The sequence below is a fragment of the Helicobacter bilis genome, assembly GCF_001999985.1.
GTDB lineage: Bacteria > Campylobacterota > Campylobacteria > Campylobacterales > Helicobacteraceae > Helicobacter_A > Helicobacter_A rappini.
In genome coordinates, this window is record NZ_CP019645.1 from 479,330 (window position 1) to 504,531 (window position 25,202).

The following is a 25,202-nucleotide window of genomic DNA, read 5'->3' on the forward strand; positions in this document are numbered from 1 at the left end:
TTATGTTTGCTTGGTTAGAGAAAAATCCTTTCTTTTTCACAATTGCATTTGTTGTTGTGTTTTCTGTGGCTGGGTTGGTGCAGATTATCCCTGACTTTAGAAAGTCTTCGCAACCTATAGAGGGTTTGCGTCCGCTAACAGTGCTTGAGACTGCCGGGAGACAAGTATATATTAAAGAGGGTTGTTATAACTGCCATTCACAGCTTATCCGTGAGTTTAAAAGCGAAGTAATGCGCTATGGTATGTATAGCCTTAGTGGTGAGTATGCTTATGATAGACCATTCTTATGGGGTTCTAAGAGAACTGGACCTGACCTACATAGAATTGGCGATAGAAGCAGTAGCGACTGGCATGCTAATCACATGTATGATCCAAACTCTGTTGTGCCTAAGTCCATTATGCCAGCATATAAGCATTTATATGATAAAGAAATAGATTTTGACACTGCGTATGCAGAAGCATTAACTCAAAAGAAAGTCTTTAATGTGCCTTATGATGTTGAGGGATTAAAGACTAGCGTTAAGCTTGGGACTATAGAAGAGGCAAAAGAGCAATTTAAGACTGATGCAGCACGGATTGTAGAAGAGATGAAGCATAGTCAAACCGCTCAAATGTTTGATGATGGCAATGGTAAGATTACTGAGATTGTCGCACTCATTGCCTATCTTAATAGTTTGGGTTCAAGTAGAATTGTTAAATAGATTGGAATCTAAAAGGAGATTTGTATGAGTCTTGTAATATATGGTTTTGATTTATTGAGTTTAAAGGGGGCTTATTTGCTCTCTACTATTTTTCTAGCAGTTTGGCTATATGCTTACATTTATCATCTTTATCGCTCTCAAGCGACTGGAAAAATAGATTATGAAAAGTATGGCAAACTTGCACTTCAAGATTCTTTAGACGATGCGTTAATAGAATCTTGTGATGACAAAAACAACAAGACAGCAGAAAGGAGATAATAATGGGTTGGTTAAGCGATCATGTCAATTTACTTGGCTTTATTGGTGCTGTGGTGATTCTTTTACTAACCATTGCAATAGCGTGGTTTTACATTCAAAAGATGAAGACAGAGAGTGTAGGTGGAGAGCTTACGGAGCATTCATGGGATGGTATTAAAGAGTTTAATAATAATATCCCAACGGGTTGGCTTTTATCCCTTTTGGGACTTATGATATGGGCTGTTTGGTATATCCTTTTTGGCTATCCTTTGAACGCTTACTCACAAATTGGTGAATACAATCAGGAATCTCATGCCTATAATCAAAAGTTTGAAACCGTGCATGCAAATCTAGATTCAGATAAATTGCGTGAAATGGGTGAGCAAATCTTCCTTGTGCAATGCGCACAATGTCATGGTTTAACAGCTGAAGGCAATGATGGTAAAGCACAGAATCTTACTCATTGGGGTAAGATCGATGGCATTATGGATACTATCCGCAATGGTAGCACAGGGCTTACAAAAGAGAATGGCGAAGAGTTTGGTGGTATGCCTCCGGGTCTTTTAAGTGAAGAAAAAGATATTCAAGCAGTTGCTCACTATGTAATGAGTGAAATCGTTAAAGACACTTCTATGAAATATGATGAAGAGCTAGTAAAAGCTGGAAATGAAATCTATCATAGTGAAGAAAATGGCACATGTTTTCAATGTCATGGTGCTAATGGCGAGGGTGTAGAAGATATGGGTCCATCACTTCAAACCTATGGAAAAACTGAGTTTTTAGCAAATGTTTTGAAGCATGGCAAAAAAGGCGAAATAGGTCTTATGCCATCTTTTGAATATCTTAATCTAAGTCAAAAAGAAGTAGAAGCTTTGCAGTCATTCATCGCAGCAAAGCAAAAGATTCAGTAATCTAAGGAGAATGTATGCAAGCGATTATAAATATTCTAAATAGTTTGGTTGGCTTTTTACTTGCCGTGTTGCTTGTAGTGGCTGCAGCAGCGATTGGCGGTTATAATGCTGTAAAGATTCAGCAATCAAGTGCTACAACATTTTATAGCATTGATTCACATAATCTAAAAAAGAATGACACTGCAAATCGTGATGCGTTTAAAATTGTAGAAAGCAAGGAATAGGAAGGAGTTTATGATGAAATTTACAGGACTTGAAAAATTTGTAGCACTTGTGCTTGTTGGATTTGGCTTACTTACTATCGCGCTTACGCTTATGCCTTATGAATTTTTGCATGCAGTATGAAGCAAGAAGTGAGTTGCAGTTTGAATAAAGCATATATTTTAATATATATTATTCATTTAGCCATACTGCAAACATTTATGTTTGCAAATGGTAGTAAGCAATCTAGCATTGCAGATACAGAATCTACTCTGCTAGATAAATCTAGCAAAGATTCTAAAACTAATGAAAAATTGGCACAAGGTGCTAGTGCATATTTGCAAGGGGATATTGATATACTCTCGCAAAATGCACCTACAATCGTGCAAGAACTCTCTAGTATTATATATGAAAAAACAGGTGTAAAAGTCTTTTTACATGTTGTTAAAAATACGCCGCAAAATGATACACAGACAGATATAAATGCAAAATTTCAAAACAGAAGATCCTATGAGACTCACATTACAGAACAAATACAGGGTAATTATGCTATTATATTTCTTTTCTATAATGACCATGCCATAACGCTAAAAAGCAATTTGCCTTTTTTAAACGATACTCATGCAGCAGAGTTACTAGAAGACTATGCCTATCCTTATTTACCCGCTGATTCCGTTGGGACATTGCGATATAATGATGGGGTAAATGAAGGGGTGTCAAATCTATATCTTGCATTAACACATAAAATTGCAAAGCATTATAATTTTGAGCTTAACGCACCAAAACCTATGGAAAAGCAAAGCGATGTAACAAAAGTCATAATATACGCCATGCTACTCATTCTCATTGGTTTATTTATTTTAGTGCGATTTGGGCTACTTGCATTTAAGAAAAAAGGATAAAGATGACAGAAAGAAAACGCACATTATGGCCACTTGGGATATTGCTTGTTATCGCATTGGGCATTGTTCTCATTGTGATAAGCATTAGGATTTCAAGTAAGCAAAGCATTGATACAGATCGCACTTTTAACCTAAAACGCATAGAGCTAGATGAAAAAATTAATGCCATTATGCAACAACAAAATGCCTTTGAAAGTCTTTATAATGTGCGTATCAGCACCATTGGAGATCGCATGAATGCAGTGATTATGAAAAATCCCTATTATGTAACCCCTGTTCCACGAGACACACCAGAAAAAGAGGGTTTATTGCAAAGTAAAGATAATGTAATCACAATATATGTTGAAAAGAAAAAAGATAGCAATAATATACAAGATATGCTTATAGAATCTGTCGGATTAGAGTTTGTAAGACTTGACCAAGGTGAAAAGGAAGTGAGTGTGCTTACCATTCCTATGGAAAAGAGTGAGGAAAATACATATTCCACTAAAACTTTTTCATTACCTATGCAAGGGTATTATCAAGCTAGATTTAAGATTGATGTTAAAAATGCGACACAAGATAAAGAAATCCCGGTTTATTTTTATCATTGGGTGTTTAATAAGCAAGATTCACATCTATAATATTAAGCGATATTCATGCAGCAATCTACAAATACAAAACATAAGAAAATAGACACGCTAAAAAATTCCTATGAATTTGATATAGTGTTTAAAAATGGTTTGCGTTTTAATAGGGATTTCATGGCAATTTATGCTATGCCTTTGCGTGATTTTATATTTCATTTACGCAAAAAAAAACAATACAATCGTTTTATAGAATCTAAAATGCTTTTGGGTTTTAGCATTAATAAAAAAGTGGCGAAAGCATGCAAAAGAAATCTCATTAGACGCAGGATTAAGGCAGTTATGCAGGAATGTGGCACAAAATACAGGGGATATGCCTTTGTTTTTATATGTCGAAAAGGTATTAGTGACTATGATTTTATCGCGTTAAAAAAACATATTCTATATAGCACAAAAAAGCTCACTCAACCAAGAAATACAATTGAAGATAAACGATAGTGCGACCACCAACAAGATAAGTTCTGATTAAAGAATTTAAATTCCTTGATACAAAACTATAGTATCCACTTTAGCACACATGGGAAACTTTGTTTTGTAAAACAAAAGCCAACATAACACTTGAAACAAAATTATCTTTAAAGCATTACAAGATTATTGATGCTTTAATCCAAGTTAAAACAATGTAAACAAAAATACTTTAGTTTTTGCATTCTTTACTTAATAGATTTATAATCTTTATTATGTAGTTTTATATGCCTTTTAAGCACATAAAACCTAACTTTAAACATGAGCAATGTTTTTGTGTATCCTTTTTTAGAATACATAAAAAAATACACATAAGGCACAGACAAAAAAATGTGTATGGAAGTAAAAAAGAATTTAACATATAGGTAACTTTAAATAACTTGTTAAAAATTCCTTAAATAATGGTTTGCAAGTGTTGGTGTGTGTTTGTATTTGTGATTGGGTATTTTTGTGTTTAAGTTTTGTAAAAAGTGTATCCTTGTATGTGTTTTATTGAAGATATAGGAGTATGGGAAATATGATAACCCACTATCAAGCATTATGCAAAATATACAAACACTAAGACAACCTCTAGACAAATTGATAGGAGTGTGTCATTATAAAAAATATTAAAATTTGCATTGTTGGCATAAATTGCTCTGGTAAAAGCACACTTTTTGGAAAAACCGAAAGATTTGTTGCCGCATTGTAAGATTATTGGAGACTCTCATACATTATGTGAGATTGGTAAAATCCAATCAATAAACATTGAAAAATCTCGACAAACAAGCAAAGATGGGCTAAGAAAAAAGTTGTTAGTAAATATTAGAATCTACAAGTGAAAATGTGATCGCAAGTGAGCATTGTAGCTGTTTTAAGTAAAAATACCACCTTTAGAATTGCAGTAAAAAAAAGGGGGGGGATATAAGATTTGATGGCTTAATATTATTGTAGATATTGATATTGGAGTAATTAGGCAAAGAATGCGGAATAGAAATAGAATGGATATGAGATTTAAAACGCTATGAGTGAAAATTCGATTTTATCAATGATTTTGTGCAGTGTTGTTTCTTTTTCACTCTTACATGCAAATCATTAAAGGAACATAAAGCAAAGAGGATACAAGAATAGGTTATGTCGAGAAGGAATTACTATGAAGATGAAAATCTTTATATTGAAGCACCATATAAAAACGGAGCGATATGTGGTACAGGAAAAAACCATTATTGAAGTGGGATTAAAGTCCAAAATGCTATTTAAAAATGCAAAATTAGAAAGTATTTATAAGCTATATAATAAAAGCGGGAATCTTCGATTTGAAATGCCAATTGAAAATAATAAACGAGAAAGCACGGCAATATTCTATTGACCAGGCGGAGATATATCCGCAGAAATCCAATATACAAATGACAAGATAAACGGCATTGTAAAATTTTATGACAAAGAAAAAATTTATCTGGCAAGCCAATGCATAAAATGGCAAACTTGTTAGCGGAAAATACCCTAGTGGTAAATCCCCAACAAATACACATCTTACAAGATTAACTAATGATATAAACCAAGATGGCGTTGGCTATGCTTACTGATATGATATACATGAAAAATAAATGAAACTTAGAAATTTTATAATGTAAAATAGCATTGAAGATTCTAAATAGATTAATCTCTTAGGTTTTAGAAACAGATATTTTCTAAAACCTAGCTTATGGATTTCAACGCAAAATCTTGCTATAAATTGAAATCAATATCCAATTGGCATTATTCCTGATTTTATTTCCCTGAAGCATAAATCACTTCTTGTTTATCCTTGCTTAACTCTTTAATTTCTTGCGTATTCGTGTATTTATCTGCTAAATTTATTTATTGTTTTTTTACTTTTGTTGTGTGATTGGGTTTATATCCATTCACCACATTATGTGTTATTGCATATCAATTCTGTGTAAATAGTAAAACATACGATAAAACACATGGATACTTTATCAATTACATAGTTTTTCAGTATAATGCAAAAATTATTTTTTTAGGAGTTTAAATGTTAAATTTTAAAAATTCAACATGTGGTGTGCTTATGGCTTTATGCCTTGTTTCACCACTACATGCAAAGATAAGTGCAAAAGATTCTGTGGAAAAAGCGATGATAGGTTTAGGTAAAGGCGTGTCAAACTTTACCTATGATTGTCAAGGCAATGATGTGAAAGCTAGTTGCGTTGCTAAGAAGATAGATTATGAAGATGGGATTGGCTTTCGCAATGTAAAGCTTGATTACATGATAGACAATAAAAATTTAAATGGGGCAATATCCTTTGATACACAAGTATCAGATCCTAGAGTGGATAGAGAAATGCTTGAGTTTATACCAAAAAGAGTAGTTTGCTCTTCGCCTAGCAGCTTGCAAGGTAAAACATATAAGGGGCAGATAAATTGCGAGATTATCGCGCCAACCTATGTTTTAAAAACTAAGGGTGTTGGCTCTATGGAATCACATAGATTCTTAAACAAGGATATAGACAAAGTGTTTGATGATTTAGAGCAAATGCTAGAGGATATTGATGATTCTAATATGCAGCAAAAGTTGAAAGATTTTAAGGTTGATATTAGAGAGATTGTTTTAGATGTGAAGGGCATTCAGTTTGCAAATAAGATGTTTAATGTTTTGAAAAAAGATGATCCAAATTTCACAAAAGAGCAGTATAACGCAACCGTGAATATGGGCGTAGCTATGGTGCCAGTAGGACTTGCCAATGCAAGAGTTTCAGAATCTAGTTTAGAACAAGTCTCAAAAGCAGCGGCAGCCTTAGGCGATATAGCACTCTCAAAGAAACAACAAGCGATTATTACGCTAAAGCGTAAAAGTGCGGCAATGCTAGAACTTGCAGATTTACCAAACTTAATTGCAAAAATAGATGCTGATCCATCAGTTTTATTGAAATACCTTGATGAGTATGAAATATCTGTTGTTACACGCTAAATTCTTAGTTTAATCTTGTTGTGTTTATCGCAAGGCAAAAAATGTAGTTTGTCATCTACGCTTTGTGTGTTTTTGGGATTAGATTCTAAAGTTTTGTCATCACAGAAGCGAATGTGTAGTGGGCGAAACTACAAATCCGATGCATAAATTCTTCCAAATTATGCGTATCTTTGGAAAAAACATGTTAAATTACGAAAGCCCAACATGGCTTCCATGTAAAAGATGTTTTGCCTACACATTAGTGTAAAAAGATCTAGGTTGTACAAAAATAATACAAATGACTGAATGTGAATGTTAGCACAAGGGCAAATCTTATAAAAAGGAGAGAGAATGAAAAAACAAATCGCAGTAATACAGGGCGATGGTATCGGCAAAGAAGTCATCACACAAGCCCTAAAGGTGTTAGATTCTATATCAAAAGTGTATAAGCACGAGTTTGTGTATAAGGAAGTCTTAGCAGGTGGCTGTGCGATTGATGCTTGTGGGGAGTGTTTGCCCAAAGAAAGTTTAGAAGTTTGTAAAAATAGTGATAGCGTTTTGCTAGGGGCGGTTGGCGGTCCAAAATGGGATAAAGAGCCAAGCCATAATCGCCCAGAATCCGCCCTTTTACGACTTAGAAAAGAGCTAGGCGTATTTGCTAATATCCGCCCAGCCACGCTTTTGCCGGAGCTAAAAAATGCTAGTCCGCTAAAGAGTGAGATTTTACAAAAGGGCATTGATTTTGTTATCGTGCGTGAGCTTGTGGGTGGAGCGTATTTTGGTAGGCATTTGTGTGAGGAGAAAAATGGCGAAAAAGTCGCTACCGATGAGATGAGCTATACACAATCTCAAATTGAATCTATCGCAAAAGTAGGCTTTGAAATCGCACAAAAACGCAAAAAAAACCTTGTGTCCGTGGATAAGGCAAATGTGTTAAGCTCATCGCGTTTATGGCGTGAAGTGGTGGAAAATGTGGCAAAAGACTATCCCGATGTAAGTCTAGAGCATATGTATGTGGATAATGCAGCAATGCAGATTTGTAGAATGCCGAGTGCGTTTGATGTGATTTTAACGGAGAATATGTTTGGGGATATTTTGAGCGATGAAGCAAGTGTCATCACAGGCACCATTGGCGTAATCCCTTCAGCTTCACTCTCTCAAGGCACTTTAGGGCTATATGAGCCAATCCACGGCAGCGCACCGGATATTGCCGGACAGGATAAGGCGAATCCTATTGGCACGATTTTATCCGTGGCGATGATGTTAGAGCTTTCATTTGGGCTAAAGCAAGAGGCACAAGCGGTGCGAAATGCGGTGAATCTTGCCTTGAAAGAAGGCTATCGCACAGGCGATATGATGGATAAAGATTCAAAGCTGATAGGCTGTGAAAAAATGGGGGATATTATCAGTGGGTTTGTGGGGTAGCTATATTGATATATGTAATATGGAATTTTAGTTTCTATAACAAATTGTCATACTGAGCCTTTGAGCGAAGTATCTAATATAGAATCAAAGATATTTCGTGCTTACGCACTCAATATGACAAGATTTTAGAAACTAAGAGTATTTTACACATAAAGATTCGGATTTAAAAACAAGTTTTTTTTGCAATCTGTCACCCTTAGAGTATCACTTGAGACAGGGGGTTTGTGGGCGAACAACATGAAATTCTAGCTTAACAGAGCTAAGGAAGTTATGCAGAATCTAAAAAGCGTTTTTTCGTTTACCAATTTAGAAATGAAAATATTGTGAGAATTATTTTAGACGAAGTAATAATATGGTAACTACATTCATGCAAAATCTTGCTTGTTTAATAACCCCCCTTCAAATAAAAAAGCTGATGGCTTATATGAGGTTTTGCTATCTTGCTTTGCATAAGAGAGATAGAGATACTCCTTTGCCCTAGTTAAAGCTACATAAAAAAGTCGTCTTTCTTCTTCAATGCTTCCACCCCTTGCTGCAAGCTTATGATTTGGGAATCTACCATCCATTAAATCCACTACAAATACACATGAAAACTCCAGCCCTTTACTCGCATGCACGCTTAAAAGATTTACCCCATCTTCCTCATTTATATCACTGCCACCAAGCACCATTGCATTTAAGAACGACTGGATATTAGAGTAGTTTTCACTGATATTACACAGGATATTAAGACGCGATAATAGCCTTTTTTTAGAATCTTCATAGAGTGTGTCATCTTGTTTTCCATCTTTAGTTTTTGAGCGATCTTTGAGTAGAGATTCTGTATAATTTTTATAAAGTGGTGTTTCTATTAGATTTTGCAATAGAGACCTTGGCGTGAAAATAGCATTATTTTCCTTATATGCGGTAAAAAAATCATTAAAAAACGAGGCTGCTTCATGCTCTATTTTAGGATGTGAAAAAAGCGGGTGTGAGTGAAAATCTTTGTGTAAAATGTTATTGAATCTAGAGCATTCCTCATGGCGAAAAAAGTCATCAAATAGCCCCAAACCGCTATTTATAGCCTTTTTTGGATAGCACTCTTTTGTTCTATCTGGTGTTAATAAACCCTTTTTACAATTCCCATGCCCTAGAATGATTAAGGCTTCAAAAATATCTTTTGCAATGCTATTCCCAATACCTTTTGCATGGCTTAATATATGAATGTAGCTCATCATATCCCGCTCATTTGTAAGCACACTGCATAAACATAGTAAAAACTCAATCTCTTTAGAATCAAAAAAGCTCCCACTCCCCTTTCTCTTGCTACCAATATGAAGCGCTCTTAATGCTGCTTGCAGACCATCGGCACTGACATTATTACGATAAATAATAGCAAAATCATTATAGGGCAGCCCCTCTCTTTCATGTATCTCTTTTATCCGCTTTGCAATACCACTATATTGTGAAAACATATCTTCATACACAAGCACAGAGGGCAGGTGTGCTACGCCACTTTTTATCACCTCAAGGCTTTTTGGATAGATTCTAGGATTATGTGAGATGACTTTATTTGCAAGGTCTAAGATATGTTTGCCTGAGCGATAATTTTTACTCAAGGAAAAGACATTTGCATTTTGATAATTCTCCACAAAGTTTGTAATAATGCTAATATCTGCCCCATTAAACGCATAAATGCTTTGGTCATAATCCCCCACACAAAAAAGGCTTTGTGGTGAAATCGCACGAATGATAGAATCTTGCAAGGGATTAGTATCCTGATATTCATCACATAGCACTTCAATATAGGGTATCTCGCCATTCTCTTTTAATCGCACCAACTCTTCTCTATATAAAAGCAATAAGTCATTATAATCCGCATAAGCATACTCTGCCTTTAGATTCTGAAACTCATCAAAAATATCTTCATAAATATCGATAAAATCCATCTGTTCTGCGTTTTTATTACTTAGCCATTCTCCATAGCTTTGATCTATTGTGCTGTTTTTATAAAGTGAGTATGAATCATAGAGATATTGATAGGAATAGGGTGCTTTATCAAACTTAAACTGCCGTCTATCATAAATGCTTTTAAATAGAATCTTTAGCTCTCGTGGCTGCTTAAGCGTGATTTTTTTATGCTCTTTTAAATAGCGGTAAGCGACACTATGAAATGTCCCTGCTTCAATCTTATTTGCTAATGTTTTATCAAATATCTTTCCCACTCGCTCAATCATTTCATGTGAAGCTTTATTTGTAAAAGTAAGCAGTAAAATCTCATGAGGTTTAATGCCCCGCTCAATTAAGGTTGCAATGCGTCCTACAATCGTTGAGGTTTTGCCTGTCCCAGCACTTGCTATTACAAGATTATGCCCTAAGGGGGCATTACATGCTTTGTATTGCTCTTCATTTAATTTCATAATACGCCTTTGTTGATTGTATAATTTTATTTCTCAAATACTTTTTAACATTAAAATAATACTTGAATAAAATGATAAACTAGGCAATGATAAATCAAGACTCACTCACCCCAAAGGCTTCGTGTATATCTACTTTGCTTTCAAATGTATAGCCTAGAAGTGAAGTCTTTTGACAATGCAGCATTAATCGCTTTGCTTTTATTAAGCTTGTTTTATTATAGATAATATCGCCTATGATTGGGTGTTTAATGCTTTTTAGATGGATTCGTATTTGATGGGTTCTACCTGTTGGAATCTGCACGGATACAAGCGTGGTATGCGTAAAAGTTTGCAAGGGTGTAACTATGCTTTGTGCATGTAAGCCTTCATTATCTACATAACTTTTTGCTTTAGAATCTTTTTGTGTGCTAATCTTTTTTTCAATATTTATTTCTTCATAGAGTTTGCCCTCAATTAAGGCAAAATACATTTTTTCCACTTCTTTTTGCTTGAAAGCTTGGATTGCTTTTTGTCGCATTTTTTCATTTTTTGCAAGTAAAATCACGCCGCTTGTGTCTTTATCAAGGCGATTTATAAGCTTATAATGCGGATAGGTTTTAAGCAAACTATAGCTTTCAATCCCCACACTTTTATCAAGGGCTAGTATATCATCATCTTCAAATATCACGACACAAGGCGTAGTAAGCACTTCAAACTTTGTATTAAGCGGCAGTAAAGTCCTTGCGATAAGCAACCTTTTCCCCTTAATGCTTACCCTACCTGAATCAATTAAATCTTTTGCTTTATTTGTAGATATATTGCGTTGCAAGGCAAGTAGTTTATAAGCCTTTTCGCCTTGCTCTGTTCGTATGGGCTTTTTTGTGAGTATTTTTTGTGTTTTAGTTGTTGCATCTCTTTTAGCATGAGTTTTGTTTTTAGGTGCTTTTTTACGCTCCATAGTTATCCTTATTTAGAATCTAGTTTTAGCCAAGCGGTTTTACTTCAAGGAAGCTCCACCAATACCACACAGAAAATAGCGTAACACACACAATGCCAACAAGGCTTAATAAAAAGCCAAAGCGTATCATATCCCATGCCTTAATTCCCCCTTGTGCGAAAACTATCGCATTAGGCGGTGTGCTAATAGGAATCATAAATGAAAAACTCGCACAAATAGTTACCACAAGCATAAGCAACACACGAGAAGTATCACTTAAAAATGGCTGTGTGGCGACTTCTATAATAGGCAAAAGTATGGCGATTAAAGCCGTAGTTGATAAAAATCCAGTCGCTATAATAGAAAACACACAAGCAAAAAAGATAAAAGCAATGAAAGGCAGACCATCAAAACGCGCAAAAAATGAGGTAAATGCCCCGCCAAGCTCTGCTTGTGAAAACGCAGTGGCAATGCAGAATCCAGCACCAAATAAAAAGATAATCTCATAAGGTATAGACTTTGTATCGTCCCAATCTAAAAAGCCAATTTTAGGGATAAACATCATTAAGCCAAAAGCAAGTAAAATGACATTTTCATTAAAGCCAAGCCCATTATAAAATGGTCGTATCGGCGAGTTTAAAAGCAATATCACAAGTAAAGCAGCAATGAAAACTAAAAGTCTTTTATGCGTACCATTCACATGGATAGAATCAAATAGGCTAAGATTAAGGGGCTCTTCACTCACACCATAGGATAGAATCTTTATCATCATAAATAGCATTAAAAATGTAAGGGGCGCCATCATAAAAATCCAAGTTGTAAAGCTAATGCCGCTTAAACCTTGAGATTCTAAAAAGCCAAGATAAATGAGATTGGGCGGACTGCCAATGGGCGTCGTAATGCCGCTAATACTTGCCCCAAAAGCTACTGCGAGTAAAAACCTTGTGCGTAAAATCTTATTATCTGTAATTGACATAGCAACAGGGAGTAATAATAGGGCAACAGTGGAGTTTGATAACGCTGTCCCAAGTGCCACAGAAGCCACACCTAAGGCGGATATAACGCCCTTTGTATTCTTTGGGAATCTTGCTAAAAACCATTTTGCTATCACTCTGTGGAGTCCTATCTTCTCTGTCGCGGTTGCTATCATAAAGCCACCTAAGAAGAGATAAATGATAGGATTAGCATAGTTTGCAGTGGCACTTTTTGTATCAAGTATGCCAAAGCTTGGGAATAAAATGATAGGAAGCAAGGATACAACGCCCATAGGCAATGCCTTATTCGTCCAAAGTGTTACAAGTAAGCCCATAATGCCTATAAGCGTTGAAACTTTCAAGGTTGCATGTAAATAGAAATATGCAAAGCAAAACACAATCGCACCTATAATAAGAGCTAAACCAACGCCAAGCAGGACGCCTAGAATCTTTTCTTGTTGTTTTTCTTCTTTTTGTGTTGTGTTTGCATTATTTGTGTCTTCTGTTATTTGTTGTGGATTTATAGAATCTGTGTTATGTGTTTGGTTGCTTTGTTGTGATGAAGTTTCTGTGTTATTTGTAGATTCTAAAGTTTTAGAATCTAGCTTTTTGTCATATTGAGCCGTAGGCGAAATATCTTCTTTAGATTCCATATGAGATACTTCGCCTAAAGGCTTAGTATGATAAATATTAGAATCTAGCTTCTCTCTATCCCTTGTGCTTGTATTTTGCATAAAACCCCTTTATAAGACTAAAAGCAGGATTATAACAAAAAAGTATCGATTACAAAAGTCCTAGATATCATTTACATGTTATTAATGAGTAAGGTTTTAAGGCTAGATTCTAAACTAACCATAAGTCAAAAGCAAAGCAGTGATAGCATAAATAAAATACAAAATACCATCAAGCATTTTAATACGCCATGAATAAATCGGTGTCAATAAATAGCTAATAAAAAGCACAAAGCCTAGCAATAAAAGCATATAAATATCACGCAAATGCAATACATAAAGCACAATATAAGCAGCAATAATAAAAAGCGTATTGACAAGCAAGTATTTTAAACGCAACATAACAACACAAAAATGCAAAATCACAGCGACAAATAAAAAACCATTTTCAAAAAATGGATTATTTGCTAAAGATTCTGGAAAGCCCAAGTTAAAAACAGAAACAATAAAGACATATAGCCCACTCATAATTAAGGCAATAAAAAGACTGACAAAAAGCCATGAAGTCTGCCCTGCGGTTGCACTATCCATGCCACTTTTTTCAAGGCTATGCTTTAGGGGTGTATAGAGTGGGATACCGCCTTGTTCTTCATTCTTTTCTTTTTTATTTTTCTTTTTAATAGACATATTATTCTCTATTTAAGAATCTATTTCATACCAAAAGATACGACCTTTTTCAAACCATCACTCACACTCATTGACGACTTTTTCAGCTTATCTTTATGAATCCTTAATAAAAGCCCAGAAGTAGGTGGTGTAAGCGGACAAAATACCCAAAAATACTCCCCCTCTTCTTTTGTGATAAATCCTAGAATCTCCCCTTCACCAATCGTTACATAAGCAACCCCCAAATATTTATCCTTTGAGCTGCCACCTATCATGCTGACTAGATCTTTAATCGTATAATACACACTTCCCATAACAGGAATCTTAGATAGCACCCACTCCCCAAGCTTCACAAAAATGGCATTTTGACGCTTCTCAAATTTATATCCAATATAAAGGATAATCGCAAACATGACTAAGAGTAAGCCAATGCTTACAACAATGCTAGGAAGTGTTGTATCAAGATTCTCATTTGCTATCTTTTTCACAATAAAATGCACCATATCAAGTATGAGAATCCATATACCCTCCAAAATTCCAAATAAGAAGAAAAGTAGCCACACTACAACTGCAAATGGCAAAATCACCATTATGCCTTTACCCAAGATTCTAAATATTGCGTTCATATATTCCCTTTATGTATTATTTTTTTGTATTATAGGCTCTGCTTTGAGGCTTAAAGTATTAAAATCGACACCAATTATTTGAATCTGTATAACTTCATGTGTGTTTATAACGCAATCCTTACAATCAATCTCAACACTACAATAGCCAACTTTATGCAAAGGAAAACCATAGGCGACACTCTTTCTCACCATAAAGACTAAGGCTTCATCATTAAAAGGCACTAAGTCTTGTGCGTAGCGAAGCATTTTTAAGCGTTTATAATATGATTCTATAGAATCAAATTGCACTTCTCTCTTGTTGATATGGGCTAATATAGTCTTTGTTTCACGCATAATGTATTGTAATATTTTTGTGTTATTTTGTAAATGTGCTGTGATTAAGCGATGGACTAAAAGATCGCTATAACGGCGAATAGGCGAAGTGAAATGCGTATAAAATGGGAATCCTAATCCAAAATGCCCGATACTATTACTCATATAATTTGCTTTAGCAAAATGCCTTACAATGCAAAAATCTACAATATGCCTTTTATGCTTTTTTATCGCCTCTTTTTGTAAAGATTGTAGGGTAGTTAGCATACTATTGTGTTTTTTATTGCGTTTAGATTCTATGCTTTTATTGCCTATATTCATATTTGATAAAACATTTAAAAGTTTGTAGAAATCCCTTTTATTTGGCTCTGCATGATTACGATAGATTCCATGTTTTATGCTGTGTAGATACATTGCACTTGCTTGATTTGCAAGTAGCATTGCTTCTTCTACAATAGTGTGAGAAATATCTTTAGAATCTATTGTTATAGAATCTAGTTTTTCATCATCATCTACTTGTAAGGAAAAATCCCTTAACGCTAAATCGATCCCATTTTGCATACGCTTTTTGTATAATAAAACTGCAAGTTTTGAAAAAGCAAGTAAAGACTCTTCAATGGCTTGATTATTTATGGGTTTAGATTCTATATTTTTGCAAGATTTAGAATCTAGTCTAGATTCTAAAAAATGGCTGACTTGCTTATAATTGAGTGAAGCATGCGAGCAAATCACTGCTTTAAAGATTTGAGAATGCAGGACTTTTACATTTCTTTTATGCAGTTTTAAAGCCCAAACTAATGCTAGTCTCTTTTCATCTTGCTTTAAGGAACAAGCATGAGAGCTTAGCTGTGGTGGCAACATGGGAAAGACTTTATTTGGAAAATACAGACTAAAAGCCCTATCCCTTGCTTCTTTATCTAAAGTGCTATCTAGAGAGACATAGCTGCTTACATCAGCGATTGCTACATATAAAATGCTATGTTTAGAATCATAATAAATCGCGTCATCATGATCTTTTGCATTCACAGGGTCAATCGTGCAGAAAGGCAAATGTGTCAAATCATAGCGACATGTATTATCTAGTTGCTTTTTTATATGATTTTTAGGCAATGGTATAGATTCTGTATTCATAAAGCTTTTTGCCATATTTTCTGCTTCATTCAAGGCTTTTTGGCTAAAGTCTTTTGGTGTGTAGTCGTTGATATAGAGGGCTATTTCTCTATCTAAACTGCCTTGTGTGAGATTCCCTAAAACTTCTGTTATCTCATGATTTTCATTAACTGCTATGAGTGTAAATTTTGGCAGGGCTTTTAGGGCTTTTTGTGTGGCTTTTACAGGTAGTATCATGCGGGTATTCAGGGCTTGTGCTACTATTCTTTTTTTGCGTTCTGTAATCATGCAAATATGTCTTGTTACTGCATTAGATTCTGTTGTTTTATGTTTTTTAGAATCTTGTTTTATGTGGCTTGTGTGTTGATTATTTGCATAATATAGATTCTTATTTATTATTATGTTTAGCCCATGTTTATAGTGTAATTCTAACTGCATGACTTTTTTATAGTCATGCTTTGGAATCTCTTGATATTTTTTAGAATCTTTTTTTATTCTAATAAGTAGTAAATCATGTATTTGCAATGGCTTTTTTGAAGTGAGTGCAACATAATAGATATAAGGATTTGTTCGTATAGAATCTTTTTGGGCTTGAAGTCTCTTATAAGATATGCTAAAAAAGGCTTCTGTTAGCATGAGTTTATAGGAAGTGTCTGTATGTGGGATTTTCTCTAGTTTTGTAACTACCATAAATTTTACATCTTTTGGTAGAAAATAATATTCACCTTTTGTAGATATAAGTTTATTTTTACATTCATTTAAAAATGATTGTATAGTTTTGCTTGTCTTAATAGGCGTTTTGCTTAAAGCATGAAAAAGTGCGAGTTTCTTTGCATATTCTTTTGTGCCATTTTTTATTGACAATTTACGCACTCCATGCTTCTATCAACGACATCATCGGCTTCTTTGCTTTGAGAGCGTAGGTAATAAGTAGATTTTAGTCCCAAACTCCATGCAAGCATATAGATTTCATGTAGCTGCTTTCCACTTACAGAATCAAGTCGTATAAAGATATTTAAGCTTTGCCCTTGGTCTATCCACTTTTGACGCACGGCTGCTGCACGCACAAGGTCATGTTGATTAATAGAATAGGCTGATGGATAGAAGTTTATTGTTTCTAGTGTGAGATTAGGCACAACGCTTTTTATCATTCCGCTTAGATTCTCTTCATGCCATATTTGTTTATAAATAGGCTCAATAGTCTGTGTCGTCCCAACGAGTATGCTAATAGAACTTGTAGGTGCGATAGCCATTAAATAGCCATTTCTAATGCCCTCACTCTTCACTAAATCCCTTAAAGATTCCCAATCATAGTGAAAGCTTCTCTCTACAATGGCTTTTGCCTTCTCGTTTGCCTTATCAATAGGGAAAATGCCCTTACTCCAGTTTGAACCTTCATAAGTAGGATATGCCCCCCTTTCTTTTGCTAACATTGCACTTGCTTTAATCGCATTGTAGCTAATTGCCTCCATAATGCTATCAATAAGGCTAAAGTGTGCTTCACTCCCCCATAAGACAAGCTTACTTGCAAGAAGTTCAGCCTCCCCCATAACGCCTAGCCCTATCGCACGATTTGCCATATTTGTTACTTTCACCTTGCGACTTGGATAGAAGTTTAAGTCAATCACATTATCAAGCATGCGAACCGCAATAGGCACAATCCGCTCAATATCTTCATGCGTATGAATCTTGCTAAGATTAATACTAGCTAGATTACACACAGCAGTTTGCCCGCCTGTCTGCACTCTTTGTGTGTTAAATATCTTTTTGCCTTTGAGTGAATCTATACTTGTTAGCTTATTTGCCCTTTTTGTTACACCGCTATCTACAACTACTTCTTCATTCTCTTCAAAATAGATTCTCTCTCCATCATCAAACTCTACTTCAACCCTATAATGACTTGGCTCTGTATTTTGAAAAATCTCTGTGCAAAGATTACTACTGCGGATAATGCCACTATGTGCGTTTGGATTTGCCCTATTTGCACTATCTTTAAAGCATAGGAAAGGTAGCCCTGTCTCAAAATAGCTATTTAGAATCTTTTTCCATAAATCTTTTGCCGGCATACTTGATACGACCATATTAGGCATTTTTTCTAATTCTTCATACCGCTTTTTAAACTCATCTCCATAAAGATTTGTTAGCTCCCTGCAAGTATATGGATCAAAGAAGCTCCATTGAGAATCTGCTAATACTCTCTCCATAAATAAATCGCAAATCCATAAAGCAGGGAATAAATCATGCGTTCTTCTTCTCTCTTCACCGCTATTTTTACGCAGCTCGATAAACTCTGTTACATCATTATGCCATATCTCAATATAGGTTGCTATCGCCCCCTTTCTTGTGCCAAGCTGATCTACTGCAATAGCTATATCATTTGTGATTTTTAAGAATGGGATAATCCCACCTGCTGCATTCTTATGCCCATCAATGAAGCTACCAATAGTCCTTACTTGTGAGAAATCCCAGCCAATACCACCGCCATATTTACTAAGTAATGCCATCTCTTTGTATGAATCAAAGATTCCCTCAATATTATCAGGCGTGCTACCAATATAGCATGAGCTTAATTGATGTCTTGTAGTCCTTGCATTTGAGAGTGTCGGTGTAGCACACATAATCTCAAAGTTAGATAAAGCATCATAAAATTTTATCGCCCATTCATTGCAATCCTTTTCATTCTGTGCCAAAAACATAGCTATTGCCATAAACATGTGTTGGGGTAACTCAATTGGCTTTCCATTAGAATCTTTTAGCAAATATCTATCATAAAGCGTCTTTATACCTAAATAATTAAACTGCAAATCCCTATCAGCTACAATCTTAGAATCTAATAAGTCTAAATCAAACTTTTCTTTCAATCCCTTTAAGAGTTTGCCCTCTCTCTCTCCAACCTCAAAATACTCATGCAAATGCCTATATCCAGTAAAATGACTCACACGATGATACAAATCATATAAAAAAAGCCTAGCTGCTACAAAAGTCCAATTAGGACTAGCCACATCGATTTTATCCACCGCAGTTTTTATAAGTGTATCTTGTATTCTCTCTGTTGTTATGCCATCATAAAATTGCAATTTCGCATCGACTTCAAGCTCACTTTGACTTGTCCCGCTTAGCCCCTCTACTGCACTTGAAGTATGCTTTTGAATCTTTGTAATGTCAAGCTCTTCCATCAAGCCATTTCTCTTTATCACATATTTTGTCTGCATAACTTCCCCTTATATACTTCTTACAATCTCATCTAAAGACATGCGAAGTCGTTTGCTTTGTGGCATATTGCGATACCCAAGACATAAAAGCAGGCTTACTTGCTCTTTAAAGCTATCCATTTCTAAAACAGATTCTAAAGCCTTCTTATCAAAGCCCTCAATCATACATGAATCAATCCCAAGAAATGCAGCATGATTCATCATCGTAGTCGCCATAATATAGGCTTGATGCCCAAGCCCTAGCTTCTCAATGTCTGCTGTATAGCCTAATGTCTCTAGCTTTCTTTGTCCATAACGCTCATTTGCATAATGCTTGATTTCTTCTTGTGTTTTTAGTCGGCGTGAAAATTTATTGATAATATAATTTGTATGTGGCAACATATCAGCTTTTAATGAAGTATAAACGATGACACAAGATGCATCAACGATTTGATTTTGTCCCCAACATGCCTCTTTTACTCTCTCTCTCATCTCATTAGATTCTACAAGTATCATGCGTGTAGGCTCTAGCCCAAAGGAACTTGGTGCAAGCCTACCAGATTCTAAAATCGCTTGAAACTCATCATTTGGAATCTTTTTTGTCTTATCAAAAATCTTACAAGCAAAACGCGACTGCATCGCCTGTAAAAAAGCATCGTTATTCATAGTTAAACCTTTTGTGTGGAAGTAAAAAAGGCGTATTGTATCTAAAATTCCCTGTAAATAAACTTATAGTCATATTATGCAATATCGAAAAGTTATCAGATATAAAATTACAAATCATCTAGTCTATTCTATCGCATTCTCATTGATTTAATTCTAAAGTAAAAGCATAAAGATTAACACCTAGTGTTTGTCGAGGTAAAATGTAAGTTTCTTATTGCCAACAAGATATTATAGGTGGCTGAAAAATTTGTTATACTTCTTATAACCATAAAGGAATACAATGGCAAAACAAAAAAAAGAGGTCGCAACAGAATTATTGGGTAAGAGATCTTTTAGGGATTGCAAATATATCTCCCATAGTTACAGGGCAAGAGAGAGGAACTAAAAAGCTAGGAAGCACGATACATATATACAAGTTAATCATACGCTAATCATGTTTTTAATGTTTTATTACCTTTCTTTTATGTTTCTAATGTATCTTTTAATCTTTTGTTTGTTAGTAATGTTTGTATTGTATGTTTTATTAAGTTTGCATCTAGTCTTTAACGTTTTTGTATTGTGTGTAACTTTAATTTGTATCAAAGTATTGATTAATTTGTAATTTTGTATTGCTTAGTTTGTAACACTTTGTAAAGTGAAAATGTAACTTATAAACTTAATGCAAAAATCATATAAAAAAGGCTTGTATTTTTAGTTATAATTGAATGGTATTTTAAAGGGTTAAAATCTTTAGAATATGTGTTATTTTACTTGTAATTTTTTGATTTAATCTTAAAAGGTTATACAAAAGGTTATACAGAATTATAAACATGTGATTATGTAGTATGTTTGCAATTCCCTTGTTTATGTAGTTTGAGAGTAATTTTATAACGCTAGGGGTATATAATGGCTTTTTTACCCCTATTGCCAATATAAGCACACGCTTTATGTTTTAACAACAAAATAACCATTTCTACATTATCATCTTGCACAGCATACGCTAAGGGTGTCATCTTTAAATGCGATTTATCATATTTATGTATGTCAATGTCTTTATATTCACATACAAGATTCACTATCTCTAAGTCTCTTTTCTTAATTGCATAAATAAGCGGTGTTAAGCCCTTATTATCATAAGCATTGATTTTTAACTCACTCTCTTTTAAAAGTGTTTTTACTTGATTTATATCTCTTTTTTGTATCGCGTTAAAAAGCTGTTCTGTTGCCAAATTTGGAATATCATCAAGGTAAGTTGCAAATTGTTCTTTAAATTCTTTTGTTGTCAGGGTTTGTTTATACAAAGTCTTAAAGGTTTTATCTTCACTGATGATGTAGGCATTAGATTCACTCGCACATTGCCTAATTTGCTCATCTGGCTTTTTGCCATTTAAGCGTTTCTTGTAGATTTCACATTGATAGCTATTGATTGCTTGTATTGCTTTATGTGCATTCTATTTTCTTTATGCCCTTTATTATCTTTCAATCTATCAAGATCATCAATTACGATTTGTGGAATAATGATTTTAAAACCATTTTTGTGGCAAATATCAAAGGTAAGATTGCAGCTTAAAAGCAAGCAATTTGTATCAACGACAAATGTCTTTTGTGTCTGCATTACACCATATCCTTGAATGATATCGTGGTGCTTTGGCTTCATTTCACCCTCCATATATCACAGCATTTTGAGCTGATTTGAAATAAGGCATTATTCCACATATTTGTAAATATACATATAGGGGGTATATGTATAAAGATTCAAATCAGTCATAGAAGCCACTTCAAATAATATATAAAATCCACAAAATCAAATAGCCCAAACTTTATCTCTTTTACTTTTTCTCACAACGCACTCTCTTGCTCCTTATCCCTTTTCACATTAGCATTTTGCACATAACCTACAATGGCATTACCATTAGGATTTATATCCTGTGAAAACTCCATTAACATAATCTTTGTAAAACCATTAAGAGATTTTGGTGCAAGTAGTATCGCCCCATAGTCCCTTGTTGCATTTTCCCCCTCACTATTTAGAATCTTTGTATAAAGCACAGGGGATTTTAGGCTTGGATTTTCATAGATTTTTACCGCACCTATCTGGCTTACTAGCTCTAGCGTTACTTGTTGTGATTTATCTATTGTTTCGTGTAATTCTTTTATACGATGATTTATCGCTTGATACAAACAGGTTAAAAGCTCATCGCCATCTTTTGCCTTAACACATTTCATATTACGCTCTTTTAGCCATTGTAGTTGCTCTTTTTTAAGCCTAGATTTTTGCTCATTGCTCCACGCAAAATCCATCGCATATTCAAACATCGCATTTAAGCTCACATCATCACGCAGAGTATAAAAGCTATTGCAAATGCCTTTTTCAATCTTACTCAAACCCTGCTTCTCACAATCAAAGCTCCCTCTAAATCGCGGATAGATTCCACTTAGAGTGCCTGCCCTACTCTCATCACTTGGCGTCTCACAAGTGCTAGAATCTAACCCCTTACTAGAGTGAAAATAAATCCCTTTAGAATCTTTGCTAAGAGTAAATCTCATATTTTTCTCACACTTGCTCCGCTCTGCTCCTTCTGTATGACCACACACAAGATCAAAATACTCTCTCTTAGGCTCTGCCTTATTGCCATTTATGAGAATCTCCACTTCACCCGGGAACGCCCCACTATCACAAATGAGATGTTCCGTAGGCTTAGCGGGGTCAAGAATTTGACGCATTGCTAAACCAAGCGTGCATATCGCACTTTTATCTTCATAATTATATTCATTTATTTGGTAGCAGTCATAGATTTGTAACGCACTTTGCTTATAGCACCAGCCGATTTTATTAAGTGGATCGCACAGGCTCATCTCTCCCCATACGCCCTCCCACTCACTGCCTTTAGAAAAACTATCAGTATCTCTGCTAATAAAATTGCGTGGCTCCACTATATCAGCTTGTGCTGTGCTAACTCCACTACATAACACAACTATCACCAAACATTTTACTAGTATCTTATACATTACAACCTCCCTTTAGAATCTGTTTGCAGCTTTGCATTGTAGCTAAATTTATAGGAATTCTTATAGAAATGTTCTCACATACACTTCACAATCACGCTTTAATGCTACAATGTCGCAGAGATTAATTAAGGAGATTCTATGCGAAGTGATATTGTAAAAAAGGGGCATAATCGCGCACCACACAGAAGTTTGCTAAGAGCAACAGGGCTAAAAGATGAGGATTTTAGCAAGCCCTTTATCGGCGTGGCAAATAGCTATATTGACATCATTCCGGGGCATTTTTTCCTAAACAAATATGCCGAGATTGTAAAGGACGAAATCCGCAAGGCAGGGGGCGTGCCTTTTGAGTTTAACACTATCGGCGTAGATGATGGTATCGCAATGGGGCATAGCGGTATGCTCTACTCTCTGCCAAGTCGAGAGCTGATTGCTGATTGTATAGAATCTGTGATGAATGCCCACGCGTTAGATGCGATGATTTGCCTGCCAAACTGCGATAAAATCGTGCCCGGAATGCTTATGGGGGCATTGCGTGTGAATGTGCCGACTATCTTTGTGAGCGGCGGTCCTATGAAAGCAGGGCGTTTGAGTGATGGCACAATACTTGATTTAAACTCCGCATTTGAAGCGGTGGGGGCGTATGAAAGCGGCAAAATTGATGAGAAAAGATTACACGAGATAGAGTGTCAAGCCTGTCCTAGTGGGGGGAGCTGCAGTGGAATGTTTACTGCAAATTCTATGAATACTCTGTGTGAGGCTATGGGCGTAGCATTAACGGGTAATGGCACGATTCCAGCCCTTACACCAGAGCGAGAAGAGCTACTAAGGCAGGGGGCTAGACGCATTGTAGAGATTGCCCTAGATTCTAGCTTAAGTGAAAAGTTTAGATTCCGCAATATTTTGAACGCAAAAGCCGTGCATAACGCCTTTGTCGTGGATATGGCAATGGGGGGAAGCACGAATACGATTTTACATATGTTAGCCATCGCCAAAGAAGCGGAAGTGGATTTCAACCTAGAATCTATCAATAATATTGCCGCAAATGTCGCACATATCGCTAAAATCGCCCCGGCGTTAAGTAGTGTGCATATGGAGGATATAAATCGTGCGGGAGGCGTATCGGCTGTGATAAATGAGATTTCTAAGCGTGGTAGTGTGGTAGATTATTGGATTGCAGGTTATTACAACAATGAAGAAGACGCACGATTGAGAATAAGTGGAAAATGGGAGTGGGATAAATATAATGAGAGTGGAAATATAAGAAAGTATGGAAAATGCTTAGAAGAAATGAAAAAAGGCGATAAGATTCTAACCTATGCCTTTGGTCAGCAAAAATTTGATGGTATTTTTGAGATAATAGAGAATACAGAGGATTTAATCACTCTGCAACACATCAATGACTTAAATATAGACATAAACGATGTAAGTTTGGAAATAAAAAAATATTACAAAGAAAGTTATGGTTTTTTTGATAAGTATGGAGACACCATACAAGGCACATATTTTAAAACAAATAAAGAGCAGTTTAATGCAATTGTAGGACTAGATTCTATGGTGGTAAATTCCAGCAGCACCAAAGAGACAACGCAAAGCTTGTATTTAGACGCCCTCACAATCACAGGCGAAACTTTGGGGCAACGCATAGCAAACGCAAACATCACAGACCCAGAAATTATCCGCCACAATGACAATGCCTACTCACAAGTTGGCGGATTAAAAATCCTTTTTGGTAATCTCTGCGAACAAGGGGCGGTGCTAAAAGTCGCAGCAGTAGCAGAATCTATGAAAGAATTTAGCGGCAAGGCGATTTGCTTTAACTCCCAAGATGAAGCGATTAAGGGCATTGCTGGGGGTAAGGTAAAGGCTGGAAGTGTGGTCGTTATCCGCTATGAAGGACCAAAGGGGGGACCGGGAATGCAAGAAATGTTAAGCCCTACAAGTCTTATTATGGGAATGGGCTTAGGCGAAAGCGTGGCACTCATCACCGATGGGCGATTTAGCGGGGCGACAAGGGGGGCTTGTATCGGGCATATAAGCCCAGAGGCTGCTGAGGGAGGACCTATCGCACTTATTGAAGATGGCGATATTATAGAGATTTCTGTCTCGCGTGGGAGCTTGGAGCTGAAAGTAGATTCTAAGACTCTAGAATTGAGAGGGGCAAAATGGAAGCCAATACAAAAAGAGATAAAGAGCAAATGGCTTAAACGCTACTCACTGCTTGTAAGCAACGCCGCAAATGGCGCGGTGTTAAAGACGGAGCTGTAATAACAACTCATCAAAAAAAAACTC

At 35.6% G+C, this 25,202-nt stretch carries 22 protein-coding genes; 11 read left to right on the plus strand and 11 right to left on the minus strand.

Annotated elements, in window-relative coordinates; all coding sequences use genetic code 11:
- The first annotated feature begins 2 nt into the window (after positions 1-2).
- The 10 genes from ccoO (at position 3) to leuB (ending at position 8,394) form a co-directional block, all read left to right on the plus strand.
- Entirely contained in the window at positions 3-701 is a 699-nt protein-coding gene (gene ccoO, locus XJ32_RS02190) for a cytochrome-c oxidase, cbb3-type subunit II (protein WP_077388207.1), read from the plus strand.
- 24 nt (positions 702-725) lie between these two features.
- Complete coding sequence (locus XJ32_RS02195) at positions 726-959, plus strand: cytochrome c oxidase, cbb3-type, CcoQ subunit (protein WP_005219054.1); 234 nt, start codon at positions 726-728, stop codon at positions 957-959.
- A 2-nt stretch (positions 960-961) separates the two neighbouring features.
- Entirely contained in the window at positions 962-1,849 is an 888-nt protein-coding gene (gene ccoP, locus XJ32_RS02200; protein WP_005219055.1) for a cytochrome-c oxidase, cbb3-type subunit III, read from the plus strand.
- 14 nt (positions 1,850-1,863) lie between these two features.
- Positions 1,864-2,073, plus strand: a complete 210-nt coding sequence (locus XJ32_RS02205; RefSeq protein ID WP_004088124.1) for a DUF4006 family protein — start codon at positions 1,864-1,866, stop codon at positions 2,071-2,073.
- 117 nt (positions 2,074-2,190) lie between these two features.
- The gene (locus tag XJ32_RS02210) at positions 2,191-2,952 is read left to right on the plus strand and encodes a hypothetical protein (RefSeq protein WP_077388208.1); all 762 of its coding nucleotides are present in this window, start codon (positions 2,191-2,193) and stop codon (positions 2,950-2,952) included.
- Positions 2,953-2,954: 2 nt separating this feature from the next.
- Positions 2,955-3,575 (plus strand): hypothetical protein, encoded by a 621-nt coding sequence (locus XJ32_RS02215; protein ID WP_077388209.1) that lies wholly within the window; start codon positions 2,955-2,957, stop codon positions 3,573-3,575.
- A 15-nt stretch (positions 3,576-3,590) separates the two neighbouring features.
- Entirely contained in the window at positions 3,591-4,016 is a 426-nt protein-coding gene (gene rnpA, locus XJ32_RS02220) for a ribonuclease P protein component (RefSeq protein ID WP_077388210.1), read from the plus strand.
- A 1,159-nt stretch (positions 4,017-5,175) separates the two neighbouring features.
- Positions 5,176-5,391 (plus strand): hypothetical protein, encoded by a 216-nt coding sequence (locus XJ32_RS12595; protein ID WP_254422429.1) that lies wholly within the window; start codon positions 5,176-5,178, stop codon positions 5,389-5,391.
- A gap of 663 nt (positions 5,392-6,054) precedes the next feature.
- Positions 6,055-6,990, plus strand: a complete 936-nt coding sequence (locus XJ32_RS02230) for a hypothetical protein (protein ID WP_077388211.1) — start codon at positions 6,055-6,057, stop codon at positions 6,988-6,990.
- 330 nt (positions 6,991-7,320) lie between these two features.
- On the plus strand, positions 7,321-8,394 hold the full coding sequence (gene leuB / locus XJ32_RS02235) for a 3-isopropylmalate dehydrogenase (protein WP_077388212.1): 1,074 nt from the start codon (positions 7,321-7,323) through the stop codon (positions 8,392-8,394).
- Between the two features lie 365 nt (positions 8,395-8,759).
- Here leuB and XJ32_RS02240 read toward each other — a convergent pair whose 3' ends face one another.
- From XJ32_RS02240 to XJ32_RS02285, 11 genes are all read right to left on the minus strand, one after another.
- Entirely contained in the window at positions 8,760-10,793 is a 2,034-nt protein-coding gene (locus tag XJ32_RS02240) for an ATP-dependent helicase (protein ID WP_077388213.1), read from the minus strand.
- A 94-nt stretch (positions 10,794-10,887) separates the two neighbouring features.
- A complete protein-coding gene (locus tag XJ32_RS02245; protein ID WP_077388214.1) occupies positions 10,888-11,730 on the minus strand; it encodes an RluA family pseudouridine synthase in 843 nt (280 codons plus the stop codon).
- A 25-nt stretch (positions 11,731-11,755) separates the two neighbouring features.
- Complete coding sequence (locus XJ32_RS02250; protein WP_254422430.1) at positions 11,756-13,417, minus strand: SLC13 family permease; 1,662 nt, start codon at positions 13,415-13,417, stop codon at positions 11,756-11,758.
- Positions 13,418-13,531: 114 nt separating this feature from the next.
- Positions 13,532-14,041 (minus strand): hypothetical protein, encoded by a 510-nt coding sequence (locus XJ32_RS02255; RefSeq protein WP_077388215.1) that lies wholly within the window; start codon positions 14,039-14,041, stop codon positions 13,532-13,534.
- Between the two features lie 20 nt (positions 14,042-14,061).
- Complete coding sequence (locus XJ32_RS02260) at positions 14,062-14,646, minus strand: DUF502 domain-containing protein (RefSeq protein WP_004088515.1); 585 nt, start codon at positions 14,644-14,646, stop codon at positions 14,062-14,064.
- 9 nt (positions 14,647-14,655) lie between these two features.
- Positions 14,656-16,941: an RNB domain-containing ribonuclease gene (locus XJ32_RS02265; RefSeq protein ID WP_155761428.1), complete on the minus strand. Its 2,286-nt coding sequence runs from the start codon at positions 16,939-16,941 to the stop codon at positions 14,656-14,658.
- Positions 16,923-19,280, minus strand: coding sequence for a ribonucleoside-diphosphate reductase subunit alpha (locus XJ32_RS02270; protein ID WP_077388217.1), 2,358 nt, complete (start codon positions 19,278-19,280; stop codon positions 16,923-16,925). The genes XJ32_RS02265 and XJ32_RS02270 overlap by 19 nt, the downstream gene beginning before the upstream one ends.
- A 9-nt stretch (positions 19,281-19,289) precedes the next feature.
- The gene (locus XJ32_RS02275) at positions 19,290-19,925 is read right to left on the minus strand and encodes an NAD(P)H-dependent oxidoreductase (protein WP_077388218.1); all 636 of its coding nucleotides are present in this window, start codon (positions 19,923-19,925) and stop codon (positions 19,290-19,292) included.
- A gap of 872 nt (positions 19,926-20,797) precedes the next feature.
- Positions 20,798-21,205 (minus strand): ankyrin repeat domain-containing protein, encoded by a 408-nt coding sequence (locus XJ32_RS12600; protein WP_254422431.1) that lies wholly within the window; start codon positions 21,203-21,205, stop codon positions 20,798-20,800.
- Between the two features lie 86 nt (positions 21,206-21,291).
- Positions 21,292-21,573 carry a PIN domain-containing protein gene (locus XJ32_RS12605; RefSeq protein ID WP_254422432.1) on the minus strand — a complete coding sequence of 94 codons (282 nt, stop codon included), beginning with the start codon at positions 21,571-21,573 and terminating at the stop codon, positions 21,292-21,294.
- A 170-nt stretch (positions 21,574-21,743) separates the two neighbouring features.
- Positions 21,744-22,913, minus strand: coding sequence for a lysozyme inhibitor LprI family protein (locus XJ32_RS02285; protein WP_077388219.1), 1,170 nt, complete (start codon positions 22,911-22,913; stop codon positions 21,744-21,746).
- A 138-nt stretch (positions 22,914-23,051) separates the two neighbouring features.
- Between XJ32_RS02285 and ilvD the strand changes: the two genes are divergently transcribed.
- A complete protein-coding gene (gene ilvD, locus XJ32_RS02290; protein WP_077388220.1) occupies positions 23,052-25,178 on the plus strand; it encodes a dihydroxy-acid dehydratase in 2,127 nt (708 codons plus the stop codon).
- The last annotated feature ends 24 nt before the right edge of the window (positions 25,179-25,202 follow it).

What these genes read in the sequence shown, in the direction of transcription:
- XJ32_RS02250 (WP_254422430.1), bottom strand. Translation starts at nt 13,417, where the DNA reads ATGCAAAATACAAGCACAAGGGATAGAGAGAAGCTAGATTCTAATATT.
- XJ32_RS02230 (WP_077388211.1), top strand. Translation starts at nt 6,055, where the DNA reads ATGTTAAATTTTAAAAATTCAACATGTGGTGTGCTTATGGCTTTATGC.
- XJ32_RS02255 (WP_077388215.1), bottom strand. Translation starts at nt 14,041, where the DNA reads ATGTCTATTAAAAAGAAAAATAAAAAAGAAAAGAATGAAGAACAAGGC.
- ccoP (WP_005219055.1), top strand. Translation starts at nt 962, where the DNA reads ATGGGTTGGTTAAGCGATCATGTCAATTTACTTGGCTTTATTGGTGCT.
- XJ32_RS02210 (WP_077388208.1), top strand. Translation starts at nt 2,191, where the DNA reads ATGAAGCAAGAAGTGAGTTGCAGTTTGAATAAAGCATATATTTTAATA.
- leuB (WP_077388212.1), top strand. Translation starts at nt 7,321, where the DNA reads ATGAAAAAACAAATCGCAGTAATACAGGGCGATGGTATCGGCAAAGAA.
- XJ32_RS12595 (WP_254422429.1), top strand. Translation starts at nt 5,176, where the DNA reads ATGAAGATGAAAATCTTTATATTGAAGCACCATATAAAAACGGAGCGA.
- XJ32_RS02275 (WP_077388218.1), bottom strand. Translation starts at nt 19,925, where the DNA reads ATGAATAACGATGCTTTTTTACAGGCGATGCAGTCGCGTTTTGCTTGT.
- XJ32_RS02260 (WP_004088515.1), bottom strand. Translation starts at nt 14,646, where the DNA reads ATGAACGCAATATTTAGAATCTTGGGTAAAGGCATAATGGTGATTTTG.
- XJ32_RS02245 (WP_077388214.1), bottom strand. Translation starts at nt 11,730, where the DNA reads ATGGAGCGTAAAAAAGCACCTAAAAACAAAACTCATGCTAAAAGAGAT.
- ilvD (WP_077388220.1), top strand. Translation starts at nt 23,052, where the DNA reads ATGCGAAGTGATATTGTAAAAAAGGGGCATAATCGCGCACCACACAGA.
- rnpA (WP_077388210.1), top strand. Translation starts at nt 3,591, where the DNA reads ATGCAGCAATCTACAAATACAAAACATAAGAAAATAGACACGCTAAAA.
- XJ32_RS02240 (WP_077388213.1), bottom strand. Translation starts at nt 10,793, where the DNA reads ATGAAATTAAATGAAGAGCAATACAAAGCATGTAATGCCCCCTTAGGG.
- XJ32_RS02285 (WP_077388219.1), bottom strand. Translation starts at nt 22,913, where the DNA reads ATGTATAAGATACTAGTAAAATGTTTGGTGATAGTTGTGTTATGTAGT.
- XJ32_RS12605 (WP_254422432.1), bottom strand. Translation starts at nt 21,573, where the DNA reads ATGGAGGGTGAAATGAAGCCAAAGCACCACGATATCATTCAAGGATAT.
- XJ32_RS02205 (WP_004088124.1), top strand. Translation starts at nt 1,864, where the DNA reads ATGCAAGCGATTATAAATATTCTAAATAGTTTGGTTGGCTTTTTACTT.
- XJ32_RS02195 (WP_005219054.1), top strand. Translation starts at nt 726, where the DNA reads ATGAGTCTTGTAATATATGGTTTTGATTTATTGAGTTTAAAGGGGGCT.
- XJ32_RS02270 (WP_077388217.1), bottom strand. Translation starts at nt 19,280, where the DNA reads ATGCAGACAAAATATGTGATAAAGAGAAATGGCTTGATGGAAGAGCTT.
- ccoO (WP_077388207.1), top strand. Translation starts at nt 3, where the DNA reads ATGTTTGCTTGGTTAGAGAAAAATCCTTTCTTTTTCACAATTGCATTT.
- XJ32_RS02215 (WP_077388209.1), top strand. Translation starts at nt 2,955, where the DNA reads ATGACAGAAAGAAAACGCACATTATGGCCACTTGGGATATTGCTTGTT.